The 13819-nt window shown below is 26.2% G+C and carries 22 protein-coding genes and 1 other annotated feature; of the genes, 4 read left to right on the top strand and 18 right to left on the bottom strand.

Features of this window, described 5'->3' with window-relative positions; translation table 4 throughout:
• Positions 1-13: 13 nt before the first annotated feature.
• The 5 genes from AAHM88_RS06775 to AAHM88_RS06755 form a co-directional block, all read right to left on the bottom strand.
• On the bottom strand, positions 14-247 hold the full coding sequence (locus AAHM88_RS06775; protein WP_342224170.1) for a hypothetical protein: 234 nt from the start codon (positions 245-247) through the stop codon (positions 14-16).
• A 15-nt stretch (positions 248-262) separates the two neighbouring features.
• Positions 263-496, bottom strand: coding sequence for a hypothetical protein (locus AAHM88_RS06770; protein ID WP_342224171.1), 234 nt, complete (start codon positions 494-496; stop codon positions 263-265).
• A 164-nt stretch (positions 497-660) separates the two neighbouring features.
• Positions 661-873, bottom strand: a complete 213-nt coding sequence (locus tag AAHM88_RS06765; protein WP_215825617.1) for a hypothetical protein — start codon at positions 871-873, stop codon at positions 661-663.
• A 13-nt stretch (positions 874-886) separates the two neighbouring features.
• A complete protein-coding gene (locus AAHM88_RS06760) occupies positions 887-1228 on the bottom strand; it encodes a hypothetical protein (RefSeq protein ID WP_342262689.1) in 342 nt (113 codons plus the stop codon).
• A 61-nt stretch (positions 1229-1289) separates the two neighbouring features.
• Positions 1290-1613, bottom strand: coding sequence for a hypothetical protein (locus AAHM88_RS06755; RefSeq protein ID WP_215826176.1), 324 nt, complete (start codon positions 1611-1613; stop codon positions 1290-1292).
• A gap of 358 nt (positions 1614-1971) precedes the next feature.
• Positions 1972-2108 (top strand) — a sequence feature (ribosomal protein L10 leader region).
• 26 nt (positions 2109-2134) lie between these two features.
• Between AAHM88_RS06755 and rplJ the strand changes: the two genes are divergently transcribed.
• A complete protein-coding gene (gene rplJ, locus AAHM88_RS06750; RefSeq protein ID WP_342262688.1) occupies positions 2135-2659 on the top strand; it encodes a 50S ribosomal protein L10 in 525 nt (174 codons plus the stop codon).
• Positions 2660-2826: 167 nt separating this feature from the next.
• Positions 2827-3153 carry a 50S ribosomal protein L7/L12 gene (gene rplL / locus AAHM88_RS06745; RefSeq protein WP_425289541.1) on the top strand — a complete coding sequence of 109 codons (327 nt, stop codon included), beginning with the start codon at positions 2827-2829 and terminating at the stop codon, positions 3151-3153.
• A gap of 75 nt (positions 3154-3228) precedes the next feature.
• Here rplL and AAHM88_RS06740 read toward each other — a convergent pair whose 3' ends face one another.
• The 13 genes from AAHM88_RS06740 to AAHM88_RS06680 form a co-directional block, all read right to left on the bottom strand.
• Positions 3229-4308, bottom strand: coding sequence for an integrase core domain-containing protein (locus tag AAHM88_RS06740; protein WP_342262686.1), 1080 nt, complete (start codon positions 4306-4308; stop codon positions 3229-3231).
• Between the two features lie 69 nt (positions 4309-4377).
• Positions 4378-4803 carry a hypothetical protein gene (locus AAHM88_RS06735; protein ID WP_338968428.1) on the bottom strand — a complete coding sequence of 142 codons (426 nt, stop codon included), beginning with the start codon at positions 4801-4803 and terminating at the stop codon, positions 4378-4380.
• Positions 4804-4859: 56 nt separating this feature from the next.
• Positions 4860-6584: a hypothetical protein gene (locus AAHM88_RS06730; RefSeq protein WP_342262685.1), complete on the bottom strand. Its 1725-nt coding sequence runs from the start codon at positions 6582-6584 to the stop codon at positions 4860-4862.
• Positions 6585-6722: 138 nt separating this feature from the next.
• On the bottom strand, positions 6723-6968 hold the full coding sequence (locus tag AAHM88_RS06725; protein ID WP_342189582.1) for a hypothetical protein: 246 nt from the start codon (positions 6966-6968) through the stop codon (positions 6723-6725).
• Positions 6968-7201 (bottom strand): hypothetical protein, encoded by a 234-nt coding sequence (locus tag AAHM88_RS06720; RefSeq protein ID WP_338966805.1) that lies wholly within the window; start codon positions 7199-7201, stop codon positions 6968-6970. Before AAHM88_RS06720 ends, AAHM88_RS06725 begins: the two co-directional genes overlap by 1 nt.
• A 38-nt stretch (positions 7202-7239) precedes the next feature.
• Complete coding sequence (locus AAHM88_RS06715) at positions 7240-8235, bottom strand: hypothetical protein (protein ID WP_342262684.1); 996 nt, start codon at positions 8233-8235, stop codon at positions 7240-7242.
• A 30-nt stretch (positions 8236-8265) separates the two neighbouring features.
• Positions 8266-8505: a hypothetical protein gene (locus AAHM88_RS06710; protein WP_338966925.1), complete on the bottom strand. Its 240-nt coding sequence runs from the start codon at positions 8503-8505 to the stop codon at positions 8266-8268.
• Between the two features lie 42 nt (positions 8506-8547).
• Positions 8548-8781 (bottom strand): hypothetical protein, encoded by a 234-nt coding sequence (locus tag AAHM88_RS06705; RefSeq protein ID WP_338966808.1) that lies wholly within the window; start codon positions 8779-8781, stop codon positions 8548-8550.
• 160 nt (positions 8782-8941) lie between these two features.
• Positions 8942-9166, bottom strand: a complete 225-nt coding sequence (locus AAHM88_RS06700; protein ID WP_338966809.1) for a hypothetical protein — start codon at positions 9164-9166, stop codon at positions 8942-8944.
• Positions 9166-9528, bottom strand: a complete 363-nt coding sequence (locus AAHM88_RS06695; RefSeq protein WP_342262683.1) for a hypothetical protein — start codon at positions 9526-9528, stop codon at positions 9166-9168. The genes AAHM88_RS06700 and AAHM88_RS06695 overlap by 1 nt, the downstream gene beginning before the upstream one ends.
• A gap of 10 nt (positions 9529-9538) precedes the next feature.
• Positions 9539-9736: a hypothetical protein gene (locus tag AAHM88_RS06690; RefSeq protein WP_342262682.1), complete on the bottom strand. Its 198-nt coding sequence runs from the start codon at positions 9734-9736 to the stop codon at positions 9539-9541.
• Between the two features lie 43 nt (positions 9737-9779).
• The gene (locus tag AAHM88_RS06685; RefSeq protein ID WP_342262681.1) at positions 9780-10385 is read right to left on the bottom strand and encodes a rolling circle replication-associated protein; all 606 of its coding nucleotides are present in this window, start codon (positions 10383-10385) and stop codon (positions 9780-9782) included.
• A gap of 132 nt (positions 10386-10517) precedes the next feature.
• Positions 10518-10820, bottom strand: coding sequence for a hypothetical protein (locus tag AAHM88_RS06680; protein ID WP_342262680.1), 303 nt, complete (start codon positions 10818-10820; stop codon positions 10518-10520).
• A gap of 660 nt (positions 10821-11480) precedes the next feature.
• Between AAHM88_RS06680 and AAHM88_RS06675 the strand changes: the two genes are divergently transcribed.
• A complete protein-coding gene (locus AAHM88_RS06675) occupies positions 11481-12620 on the top strand; it encodes a hypothetical protein (RefSeq protein ID WP_342262679.1) in 1140 nt (379 codons plus the stop codon).
• 21 nt (positions 12621-12641) lie between these two features.
• Positions 12642-13655 (top strand): hypothetical protein, encoded by a 1014-nt coding sequence (locus AAHM88_RS06670; RefSeq protein WP_342262678.1) that lies wholly within the window; start codon positions 12642-12644, stop codon positions 13653-13655.
• Positions 13656-13819 lie beyond the last annotated feature (164 nt).

The raw sequence follows: 13819 nt of genomic DNA, 5'->3' as shown, positions 1-13819 counted from the left end.
TTTTTATTACTATCTATCTGCCGGGCATTAATTTTTCAAACATTTTGAAAGCAATTAAAAATAAACCAATAATCACACCAAGCAAGAAAACTCAATATGTAGCAAAGAAATTAACGACATTCGGCATATTACCACCAATAATATCAGTTCAAATATTACCAAATGCTTTAATTAATGCTTTTCATAAATTAGTAACCGCTTGTTCACCAGTAACAGCTGGTGCATCTACTAAGAAAGTTCCGAACATATAATCACCCCCTTTCTAAACAAAATATGATTTAACCTTATAAAATAAAATAACCATAAATAAGACGATGAATACTAATACCATTCAAAACGCAATATTTGCTATTAAAAGTCAAAGTAGTTCTTTGGTTAAATCAATTTCTTTACCACCAGTAATACGAGCTGGAATAGTTGTAATTTGAATAAATAAATCCCAAAAATACACTTTTATTTGTTCTCAATCTAAATCTTTTCAAACAACTAAAAACATAATAATTACCGCTTAAAAGGTCAAAAGAGTAGAAAAATAATTGCTGAGAAGAGCATTACAATTATTAAAATTGAAAACAAAAATACAACTTGAGGTGGTAAATCGGCAGTTGGATAAATTAATTCAATTAACTCAATAATTATTTTTTTAAACATTTTCTAAACCTACTTTTTAATTTCTTTTTCATCTTGTTCTAACAAATTTCGTTTAAACTTTGCAATAAATATTCGTTGTGAATAAGTAAAATCTTTTGGTAGCTGTTTTGCTTCACTACCATATTTCTTTTTATCTTTAAAAAACCGATAAATATTAACTGCAATATAATATGCTAGTAATAATGTTAAAATCGTAAAAAATACTAATCCAAATATACTCATCTTTCTTTTCTCCTTAATTTTCTAATTCATATTTTTTTAAACAATTATGTTCAACAAAATCAACACAAAGTCAATTATCACCAACTAAATCAGTTCTAACAGAATCAACTGCAGATTTAGACGCTCAAATTTTTTGTTCTAATCCAGTTTTTTTATTAATAGAATATATAAACTCTTGACAATAATCTTTACCAGGCTCATCCACACTAACTCACATTTTCATTTCTAAAACTCCAAAACTATTTTTTACTACACCAAATCAAATAAATTGCAATAACTTAGTTAAATAACTCAACTCATCCATAACTAGCGGGCGGAGCATACGCTTTCCGCACCGCTTCGCCACTATAAACATCAACCAAGATGTTTTTTTTTATTTACCTTTATTCTTAAGGCGCCTTAAAACACCTTTAAAATTAATTTTTAAAATAATTAAAACTTACATCCTTTTTATCGTTCTCTTTTTCAGCAATAAAAAAATTTAACAATTCTTGTCCTATAATCAAATTAGACTCCTGCTCTTTTTTGTTAACTGAAACCAACTGATACTCACCATTTCTAATTATTCCAATACAAATAGAATTTTCATATTTGCCTTTATAAACAAATCGTTTTGAAAATCAAATACCAATAGGATTACTAAATCACGGAATTTCTGGTGCTTTAATAAGAATTGCGTTTTGTGTTTCTTTTAAAAGATATTTTTTAGTATTTAAAAAAATATTTTCAATATTTCTCACATACATACCTTCCTTACAAATATATTTAGTTATATTAAACTAAGTTATATTTAACTTAGTTATCTAACTAAGTTAAATATTTATTTTTTTAAACATTTATGTTTAACAAAATTTGTTAGTAAACTTTGTTTACTAATTAACTTAGTTTATTACTATCAAGGCACAAAAAAATACAAGGCATAACTAAAAATAATAAATATTAATTTAACCTTATATTTCTTGTAATAAATAAATGAGCTCGTATTTATTTATTAATTAAAAGCAAGTTTGTAGAAACCAAAATCTTGTCATATGTATATGGTTTCTACATAAAATTTTAAATAAGTATTGCATTTGTGTTAAAAACATATTATTATTATCTTATGCTATCAATAGTCTATAGACAGCAACGGGGAAACCTTAATTATGTTGCCGAGGATTAAAAGGTATAGGATTTTGGATTACAAAAACTCTTTTAAACTCGGTATTACATACCGAGTTTTTTTATGTAAGATAGATATTGATTTCAGAATTAAACGGTTATGTTTAAGAAATTAGGAAGGGGTGGATGAATGCGACCAGCAATAGAAACTAAAAATAATATTGTTCAAGAGATTAAAACAAAGATTGCATCGTCAAAGTCAACAACTATTATTCATTATCATGGATTTTCTGTTCAAGATTTAACTAATTTAAAGTTACAGTTAAGAAGTGAGAATTTTAGTTTAAAAATTTATAAAAATACATTAGTAAGAAGAGCATTACAAGAGTTAAGTATTAATAATTTAGATGATGTCTTATTAGGTCCTAATGCATTAGTGTTTTCGGCAACTGATGAAATTGTGGCGCCAAGATTATTAGCTAATTTTGCTAAGGAACATAAAAATTTAGTATTAAAAAGTGCTATTTTGGATGGTAAAGTAGTGTTATATGATGAATTACAAGTATTAGCCACATTGCCTTCAAAAAACAGCCTTATTTCAATGTTTGCTTCAGCAATTATTAGTCCATTAATTAATGTTGCTTTAGCAATTAAAGCCATTGCTGATAAACAACTAACAGAATAAACTGATATATAAAAATAAAAGGAGAGAATTATATTATGGCAGAAAATAATCCAATAAAAAAAGATACCCAAGAAGAAATAGAAAATAAAATTAACGAAGAAAAAACTGGTAGTGTTAAAAAAGGTAATAAAATAACAAAACAAGATATTATCGCTTCGCTAGCAGAGATGAAATTAATTGAACTAAATGAATTAGTAAAAGCAATTGAAGAACATTTTAATGTTACTGCTAGTGCACCAGTGATGATGCAAGCACCTTCACAGGGTGATGGTAATGTTGCACCGACAGAGGTAAATGTTATTTTAACTAAACTTGGTGATTGTAAAATTGCAGTTATTAAAGCAGTAGCCGAGATTACCGAAAAACCTTTAATGGAAGCTAAAAAATTAGTTGAGGGTGAAAATCCAGTAATTAAAGAAAAAGTTAAACCAGAAGAAGCCGAAAAAATTAAGGAAAAACTTGTTGCTGCTGGTGCTGGGGTTGAAATTAAATAAATTTTAAAAATAACTAAAAATGTAATGTACCACAGATGTTTTGCACAATCAAGAAAAATTTTAAAAAAAGAAAAATTAATTTATTAATTCTTGTAATTTTTGAAATGGCGATTTATTTTGTAATGCTGAATGACAGCGTTGGAAGTTGTAATAGTAATAATATTGATTTAAGAAATGTTGTAGTTCGTTTTGATTTATTTTTTTATCTTTAGCATAAAATAATTTGGTATAATGTTGATGAAACCGCTCGATTTTACCGTTACTCTGTGGCGAACGAATTGGAGTGGTTTCATGGGTAACACCGTTCCTTGAAAGAAAGGCTGTAAAAGGCCTTTCTTTTACTTTGTATGCTTTTTTATTACTTCAATTAGTAGTAGTAAATTCCGGAGCATTATCAGTGCGAAGGCGTTTAATTGTTATGCCAAGTTCACTAAAATCTTTCATTGCTCTTTGCACGGCATTAATTGCGTTATTGGTTCCTAAACTATCATAAACATAACCAAATACTATCCGTGTTATTTCGTCAATGAAATCATAAATATAATATTTTTTATCAACTGGAAAATTTGATGTGGTAATAATTTTGGCATCCATTTGTAAAAGACCAATATCGGATACTTCATAACGCTTAAACTGGCGTTTTGTTTGTTTGATTTTCTGTTTTAATTCTTTTCAACGAGGGTCAGATTTAATTCAACGATAAAAAGTTTTGATATTTTTCGGAATTTTTGAATTTTCAATATCATGAAAACCCATTTTTAAATTGTTAAATAAAGACCACATTCCACCAGCTTGAATATTTCTATAATCAAAATATAAATCACATACTTTTTCACGAGAATTTAAATCATATTGATAACTAATTTTGTTAGGTTTTTTATATTTGAAAATTAAACTATTAAAATCATCATTTTGATAAGTAGTAAGAATTTTATTAGCTCACTGATAAAATGTATTTCGTGTACTGTGAAAATGCTTTTTTACTAATTTATTTAAAGTTATTGGTTCTAAATAAAATTGATTACATAAATTTAAATAACTAGTAACTCGTTTTTTAGTTTTGTGATAATGTTTGTGATTATAAATTGTTCTTAATCAACTTTGGACTTTTGCTTTTAAATCGGCTAAATCAGCTTGGCAAATAACATATTTCATTTTTAAAACTCCTTAAAGTAAGAAAACCGTATTACAAAAATACGATTTTCAATAATATTTATTAAATTACTAATTTTTATTAGGTATTTCAGCAAAGAATGAAGTTATTAAATATTGACTAAAACCTAAATCTTTATTTTTAGAAAATGTAATTTTAACATTAACAATTTTATCAATAGTATATTTATTACTTTCACTTTTACCATTACGCTCATAAAAAATGCGAATGTCTTTAAAACCATCAATCGGTTTATAAGAAGTTAAAGGTTCCGCAGAATTAGAAACATCAAAAGGTAATTCATTTTTAATAGAACTAATATTTAATCATCCGCCTCAATCATTGCTAGTAGAACTCGTAAAATTACTATTCAAAATTTCAATAAAGTTTAATTCATATTTTTTTGCATTATCAGTAATTAGAGTATTGTTACCTCTATTACACCCAGAAATAAACATTATACATACTAAATTTAAAGCTGATAAAAATTTTCGCATAAAGAAAAATCCTCCTTTCAAAGGAATTATATTTTATATAAAAATATTGGAAATATTTAAGAGAACTTTTTAATTATTATTAATAAAATTGCTAGGGGAATTAAAAATTCAAAAAGATATTTAAATGCCGGAACAACTTCAAACACCGGAAAGGCAGTTTTGGTAAAATTAATCGTTGTTTTAGCAATATCCGCAAGGGGGCGAATTAAAAGATTAATCCCTGAAAGACCAAGTAATCAGTTCAACATACTAACAGAAGCGTGCTGAATGCCACAAGATATGGCACTAAATAAACCTCAATAAGAACAGTTGGGCGTAGGAATTAAGTCATCCATATTACCACTTATTCCACCGCCAATAAAAGCTGTTGAATTCAAAATGTTAAAATCGTATAAAGAATAATGATATTCAGTACTTTCATTTTTCTTTTTATATAGTGGAAAAGTTAGCGTAAAAATATTAATTCCATACATCACATCAACTTTGGCATTGTAAAAATGTAGTTTATTACTAGTGGCATCTCATAATTGGTTATCATACGCTTTTAACACATTAAAATCTATTTGATAAGAATTTTTACCGGTGTTAAAACCATTGGCAATTTGTTTATCTTTAACAAAAAAATAGGAACGAAAAATCATATTCTTACTATTTTCTACTGTTGAACCAAAGTTAATTAAATATTGTTTAGGATAAAAAGTAATTAAGGAACGATAGAAAAAACCCATTTGTAAAACATTTTTAGGAATTTGTTGCATTCCTTTGTAATCTAATTCTACATAAGTAGAAGCATCCATATCAAAACTAGCATAAAAGAATTGTGTAAAAAAACCACCCAAAATTTTATAAATTTTATCAAATAAATTAAAATAATATTTACTTGTCAAATCTTTTAAATAAAAAAACATAAAATCTTTAAAATCAATCTTTGATTTATCATCATAGCGTAGAAAATGAAAAGTATTATCATAATAACTAATTTGTCCAAAAAAAACATTAATAAAATCTTCAGTTCAACCTTTCTTTCAAATAAATTTAATTAATTGTTTATCATTTAAATAAAAAGTAACCATTCCTAAAGAAATCTCAATTCTAAAAACATCACTAAAACTAGAAAATTCTAAGCTATCAAAAAAATATAACGAGTTTTCAGGTTCAAAACTGCGAATTAAAGTAAATTTACTATTTTGTTTAAAACCATTTAATTTAATTGACATTTCACTCATGTATTTAAAATTATCATCAAAGAAATTAAAAATTGGGACTCAATAAAGATAAGAGTAATTAAATTTATCAAAATCTCGTCGTTGTACCATTAAATAATCTAATTTATCTTGAAACTGATTATACTGATATTCACCATCCTTTTTGGTTATTTCTGAGGGTAACGGTTGCTCTTTATCTTTCTCAGGTAGAGACGGCATTTCAGCAAAGAATGAAGTTATTAAATATTGACTAAAACCTAAATCTTTATTTTTAGAAAATGTAATTTTAACATTAACAATTTTATCAATAGTATATTTATTACTTTCACTTTTACCATTACGCTCATAAAAAATGCGAATTTCTTTAAAACCATCAATCGGTTTATAAGAAGTTAAAGGTTCCGCAGAATTAGAAACATCAAAAGGTAATTCATTTTTAATAGAACTAATATTTAATCATCCGCCTCAATCATTGCTAGTAGAACTCGTAAAATTACTATTCAAAATTTTACCAAATTCCAAATCACAACTATCTCCACATTGAGCAGGATTGGTGGCTCGTTTTTCTCGTTTCATAAAAAGGATTGTTCCATAATAGGATTTGGTGATTGTTTTGTATCAAAGAAAGCACCTAGAGGGACTAAACCAATAAAAGCGATAACCACACAACCACGACATAAATTTATACATATCTATTTGTCCTTTCTTTTGCGTTTAACTTCTTAAAATAAAGTATATTGTTGATAAAATGCCAATTGTTCCAATGATAATAAAAATTGGGTGTTGCGAAAATAATCTAATCATTGGTTTAAATAATTGTAGAAATTCACTGTTAGCCACAATAACTTTATTAAAATATTCCAACCCTTCATTTACAAAACGCCATAAACCAAGAAATTCATCAAAAGCAAAAATAGAAAAAACGGTAATTAAAAGAAAAATTATAACTAGTTTAAACATTATTTTTTACCTCACTCTTTAACAGATTTGTTAGCTCTTGTCTTTTTATAACTTTCTTTGGCTTGCATTCCAATACCTAAAATAGCAACAAAGACAAAGTTAACAATTAAAGAGATTAAAGGAATAATGATAATCCGAATTCCGGTGCCGGGAATAGTCATACTTCAAATTAAATCAAAAACTTTATAAATAATATCTGCAAAAAATGATGCCATTTTTTCTAGATTTGCCATAATTAAGTATCCTTTCTTAGATTAAAATAATATGATAGTTAATTCCTATCTTTCAAATTACTTTTTAGTAATTCCATAATACGACTAAATTTTTCCATTTTAAGGTATTTTAATATTTCTAAATCAACTTCAGTAGTTTCATAAAACTTATCTTCATAAGTGTCAACAACAATGCGATTAGCAACGGGGCGTAAAAAAGATAAATACTTATTGTCGTAACACTCTAAAACGGACATTGGAATTTTTAATTTAAAAAAGTAGATATCTAATTCCGGAATATTACGATATTTAGTTTTACGACCTTTTTTATTATTTTTAGCATCAATTAAACTCGTGCGTCAGCGTTCGTATTCTTCTACAGATTTAAAAGTGCCATAGACAACCTTTAGGTAGGGGCGAAAAAAATTAACTGATTTCTTAGTAATACCAACAATAACTGAATTAGCAATATCTCTAACTTTAACCCAAATATGTTCAGGGCGTTGGCCACTGGCTAGAACAATATGACCAAAATGTCTAACAAGAGCAAAATATTCTTGTAAACCTTGGGTTGATTTATCATTTTCTTTATAATCGGTTCCTTCTAAAAATAAATTGGTTTCGTCTCATAACAATAAATGTTTTTCTTCTAATATTGGATATTCATTATCCAATAACGACATATGCCCCAAAGATAACATTTGTTGGTCTAAAATTGGAAATGTTGAAGCCGTCTTTCATTTTTTCTTACATAAAAGTTTTGAAGCAAAAACTAATAAAGCAGTTTTTCCAGTTCCCAATGAACCAATCACAATATTTAATGGTGATTTGAATAAAAAATTAATAAAAGATTTACGATTAACTCATTGCATAAATTTAGTAATTAAAATTAAACAATTTAAGATAATACCGATGATATGAAAAAATGAAACTCAATATTGTGGATTAATAACAACAAGAAAAGCATAATAATATCAAGAAATAATAAAGAAAGTGCGATTTAAGCTAACAAAGTCATTGATTTTTTCACAGATATTTTTTAGAAATTTAAGCATTATCGCACTCCTTTATTTTTTTAATTACTATTAACGAACTCTTAATAGTAGTTTTTCAAACATTCCAAAAGCAAATAAGAATAATCCAACAATTGCCGGAAATAAAAAAATTCAATAAGTAGCAAAGAAATCTACTACTAATGGCATTTGCCCACTGATAATGTCGCTTCAGATTTTTCCAAAAAGTCCTACCATACTATCTCACAAATTACTAATGGCTTGTTTTCCGGTAATTGCTACTGGTGCATCAGCTAAGAAAGTTGTAAACATATAATCACCCCCTTTCTTTTCAAAATATTTATCCTATATTTATTAACAAAAATAAGATTTAACTTTATAAAATAAAATCAACATAAATAAGATAATAACTGTTGTTAGTAATCAAAAAGCGATGTTGGTTGTTAAAAGTCAAAGTGGTTCTTCAGTTAAATTAATTTCTTTACCACCAGTAATATGAGCTGGAATAGTTGTAATTTGGATAAACAAATCTCAGAAAGTTTGTTTAATTTGTTCTCAATTTAAATCTTTTCAAACAACTAGAAACATTGAAATAAACACTTAATCGGAAGAAAGAGAATACCAATGAAACTGGCAAATAACACAATGATTACAAGAATTGAGAACAAAAATACTACTTGGGGCGGTAAATCGGCAGTTGGATAAAGTAAATCAATTAACTTAATAATTAAATCTTTTAACATTTATTTTATCCTTTCGTTTGAGTTTCTTGATTTTGTTTGTCATTTTTTTCAGTTAAATAAGATAATTTAACAATGAAGCGTTTTTCTTTTTTACTAAAATCCCCTTTAATTTCTTTTGCTTGTTTACCATACTTTTTAACATCGTTCATTCAACGCCACAAACCCCAAGCAACAGCAAAAGCGAGTAATAAGGTTAATAAGATAAAACATATTAGACTAAATATTGCCATTATTTTTCAATTTCCTTTCTATTTAAAGTTTTATTTTTCAAAGCTCTTTTTTCCTTAATCTTCTTAACAATAAGTCAAACTAATTTTTCAACTTGAAAAGCAATAAATATCGCACTACCAAATCAATAAACAAATAATCCAAGCAACATAATTGCGGTATTTAAACCAAAAAACTTATACATATCTTTTTCAATAAAATCAATAAATTCACCATTTGTTCCCATCACTCACTTAGTATCCAATAAAGTTAAAGCTCAAAGTATTAAGTTTATAAAGATAAAAACAATGCTAAGCAATATTTTTAACCAATGATTTTTAAATCAATTTTTAATTCTTATTTTTAATTGCATTTTTTCTTTCATTTTTTAACTCCTAATGTTTCGTTTTTCTTAGTTGATTTCTAAATCTTAAACTTTCTAACGAAGTATAATTTTCACTTTCAAAGCCCACATAATTAATATTTTTAAATTCATAGATTGCTCCGCACATTTTAGTTTTAAATTTATTAACTTTTGATTTTAAGTACTTTACAAATTCAGAATTTACGGTTCTATTAACAATATTATTCAAAGTATCGGTAAATATTTGTTTTCTAGTAATGGGGTTTTGACAGTTATAAGAGAATTGATAAGCCTTGATATATATTTAAATCATACTGATTTAATGATTTTTCATTCAGGACATTTTTAGTTATATATTTGGAGCAATATTTTACAACCATTTCATTAGTGTTTTCACGAACTCTAATATTTTTATTAATTCCGTAAGGTCAAAATTGTAAAATAATTTTATGGGGTATTTTTTCGGTGATTAAAATATGAAAATGAATAACGCCTCTTTTCTGATATTCATATGTATACAAATACTTAATATTTTTATTTTTAACTTTAAATCAATATTTTAATTTTTTAAAAAATTTATTTAAATCACGCTTACATTTTCTAATGTCAAATTCATTAACATCAGCATAAGTAAGAGTTAAGAATGTAAGTTTTTTACAGTCTCAAAAATTATGATATGCCTTCCGAATAACATTAGATTTTGCACGAATATTACTATTAAGCAGTTTTGTATCACAATTACCTTTATTTTTTAAACCGCTAACATTGCGGTTATTTGCTTTGATGCGTTCTAAAGGCATAACAATATTACGAATATATTGACCGTAATAAATGGTTTTCATATAAAAATCAGTCGGATTTTGAGGTTGTAAATTCATATTTTATGCTCCCGTTTTAGATTTTCGCCAGTTGTGTTATTTAATCAAGTAATAGTCGGCTTCGCCGACTAACCCGCTAGCGGGCGGGGCATACGCTTTCCGCACCGCTTCGCAGACCGAAGTGATTATCAATTAACTGGACAAGTTTTTTTGATTTTTTGATAATTCAATTTTTTGCAAGTTAACTATTTTGGGGTTTTTTTCAAAAGTTAATTCGCAACTAAAAAATGATTTAACATTTTCTTTTAACAGTTTATAAATTTCTTGTTGTTCTAAATTGTTATCATCAATTCATAAGGCTTTTTGTTCGCCAGTAGGCTCAAATAAGTCATTTTCATAACGCAAAAATTCGGCAGAATAACCTGACATCGTAGAACCATCTTTATTTTTAAATATTTTTCTTTTTATACTAACTAACTTAACATTATATTTCATTTTTCTTTTTCCCTTTCGGATTTAAAATTTTTTTAATATGATTAGTAAATTTTTGGTCGCAAACATCGTGATTCCCTAAGTTTCTAATATGCAAACACCAGCGACATATTTTATAATTTATCGTTTCTTTCAAAATTAAAAACCGTTTTCATCACAAGAATTACAGATTCCAACTGTATTTTTATTACCAACGATATAGCTTTCGTTGTCGCATTCAATACAAAATATTACTGCCAAAAAAATATACCCCCAAATAATTTATAAAAACCAAATGTGCAAAACATCTGTGGTTTCTACAAAAAATAACTAAAAAAGTATTTACATCTTATATTAGGATATGTTAATATAGAGGTGTCCTATTCAAGGACATTCTACACAAAAATGTCCGATAACTAAGATAAAGGCGTGCGATATTAATTCGCACAGCACTGTTTTAAGTAGCTTAGTCCTGTGCGGTATTGGGGCCGAAATGTTCCTCACTAAAACCTAGCAAAGGTATATTTGCTAGGTTTTTTGTTTGTCAAATAATGGGCGGATTATCGTTATCTTGAAAAGATGTTTCAACTTTAAATATTATATGATTATTTTGACATTTTTGTGTCATAATTGTTGTAGTTAAGAATGTATAAATAACTAAATAATTCAAAGTGAGGAATAATGATGAGTAAGTTTTTATTTTATAAACCATTATTAGTAATTGCTTCGTTATTTATTAGTACTAATGGTACAAAATTTTTATTTGCTAATAAGTTAACCGGAAATAATGATTTAGTGGCAGTAACTTCTAATTCATTAAAATCACAACCAAAAGCAGGAATTCTTAATAATAATTTTTGTGGATATCAATATAAATATGGTGAACATATAAATGATGTTGATTATTTCTTTTTAAGATATCCGAAAAGTTCATTTAATAAAATTGAAAGAAAAGGCAAATCAACTTGAAATTTTGATTATAAAGTTGAAGGTAAGGTACAAACATCTTTTCTATGAGTGGAGAAATACTATATTACTGATTATTTTGTTGATAATTGCGATGCCTTAGTGCTGTCATCATTAATATCTGATCACTATTCTTTAAAAGATATTGTTATTCCTTTTAAACATTATAACCAACTTTTAGAACACAATGGTTATCTTAACCCGAAATTTCCTAATGAAGCATTACAATTGGATTTTAAAGAAGAAAGCAATAAAATTTTAAAAATTATTGAGCAAATTGCTTCACCAGTTATTGGATATATTCCGGTTGTTGGTAATATTATTAGTAAAGTTAGTGAAGTTGTTGATGCGATTACGGGTGCTCTAAATGTTTGAGATAATAACTGAATATATACTGCTAATAATATTAGTTTTACTAAAAGATTATTAACAGCAATTCAATTTACATTGTCAGGAAATCTTAATTTCTATTATAATCTGGACTCAAAAACACCGCGAAGAACGATTTCTGCTAATGCATTTAAGGAGTTTACTAATAATTTTACCGAAGGTTTAGTTTTAAGACATAGCATTAAAATTGATAATTGGGATAAAAAAATTTTAAGTGAAAAAGTAGTGGTATATAATAATAATGATTTAAATTCAGTAAAACTTGAAATTGATACTTATAAATTATCCGAAGAAAGATATGTTAGAGTAGCGCTAGTTGATTATTATGAAACTACATGTAAAATGCATCGTTGACATTGTGTTAGTGATAATGACCCGGGATGTTGTATGAGTTGAGAAACAATTCCCATTTATAAATATGTTACTTGAGATAAATGAGATTGAAGTTTTAAACTTTGAAATATTTAATTTTTAAGGAGGATTTTTGGAATGATAAGAATTCGAAAATCACTATTAATAATAATATGTTTTTTTCTAACGATGGGATTAGTATCTTTTTATCGTAATAATTTTAATATCAATATTAAAACTGATGGCATATATTTGAAATCTGAAATTAATATTGATGTTTTAAAACAAGTGGCTGCTAAAAATCTTAGTAGTGATGATTTAGAAAAAAATGATTTTGATCCCTGAGGTTTTGACTTTAATAATGTCAAAATTTTTTATAATAATGTTAAGATTACCTCAGAAATATTAAACATTTCATTAAAAGAAGGAAAATATTTTAAGTTTGCTTATCAAATTTTTAAAGTTAATCAACTTGTGAAATTAGGTTGTTCAAGGATATATGTTTTGTCAAAAGAAGAAGCTAATGCCATTAATAAATTAGAAGAAGTGGATGAAGTATTGATTAATAATCCAAATGTGATGAATATTAAAAAATTTACTGAGTTTTATAAAATTTTAATTAATGAATATCCTTTATATAGTTCAAAAGTTAAAAATATTCAAATGTTAGTAGGAAAAAGTGCTGCTTTTTCTCGTGTTGTCTTAGGAGAAAAAGATACAATAGTTCCCAATTTTTTTGCTTTTTATAGTTATGATGGTTATTTTTTTGGTAGAAAAGTAATTCATTGAACATATTTTAATGATTCGCTAAGAACGATGAAACAAGTTCTTAATAAAATTTCTCCTCAAACTATTGGAACAATTTCGTTAGATTTAAGTAATAAAACAAGGGAACAATTGAATAAAAAATTTATTGAAATATTATGTGAAAAAATAAGGGGAATTATTGGTAATAACTATCCATTTGAAATTATGGAAAAAACAAGTTTATTATGGCAAGGCCGATGAGAGTGCAATAAAAAAGATTTATTAGTTCATTTAAATCCCAATCACCAAATTGCTACAATACAGTTTGATAATGGTTATAATTATAATTTATTTGTTAATACCCAAATGCAAGGAATAATTAAGCAAGATAAATTTTGTTTTTAATTTTTTTATATAGAATAAAATTATTATTTATTTCATAATATATAGGAGAGATTATCGGAATTGTAAAATGATTGATGTTTACAGTTACCATAATCTTTCTTTTTATTTATAAGTATCAATTTTTTGAATTAACCTATGTTATACTAATTTTAAATAAAATGTAT

Source organism: Spiroplasma endosymbiont of Dromius quadrimaculatus (genome assembly GCF_964031155.1).
Lineage (GTDB): Bacteria > Bacillota_I > Bacilli_A > Mycoplasmatales > Nriv7 > Nriv7.
This window is presented reverse-complemented; position numbering and strand designations above follow the sequence as displayed.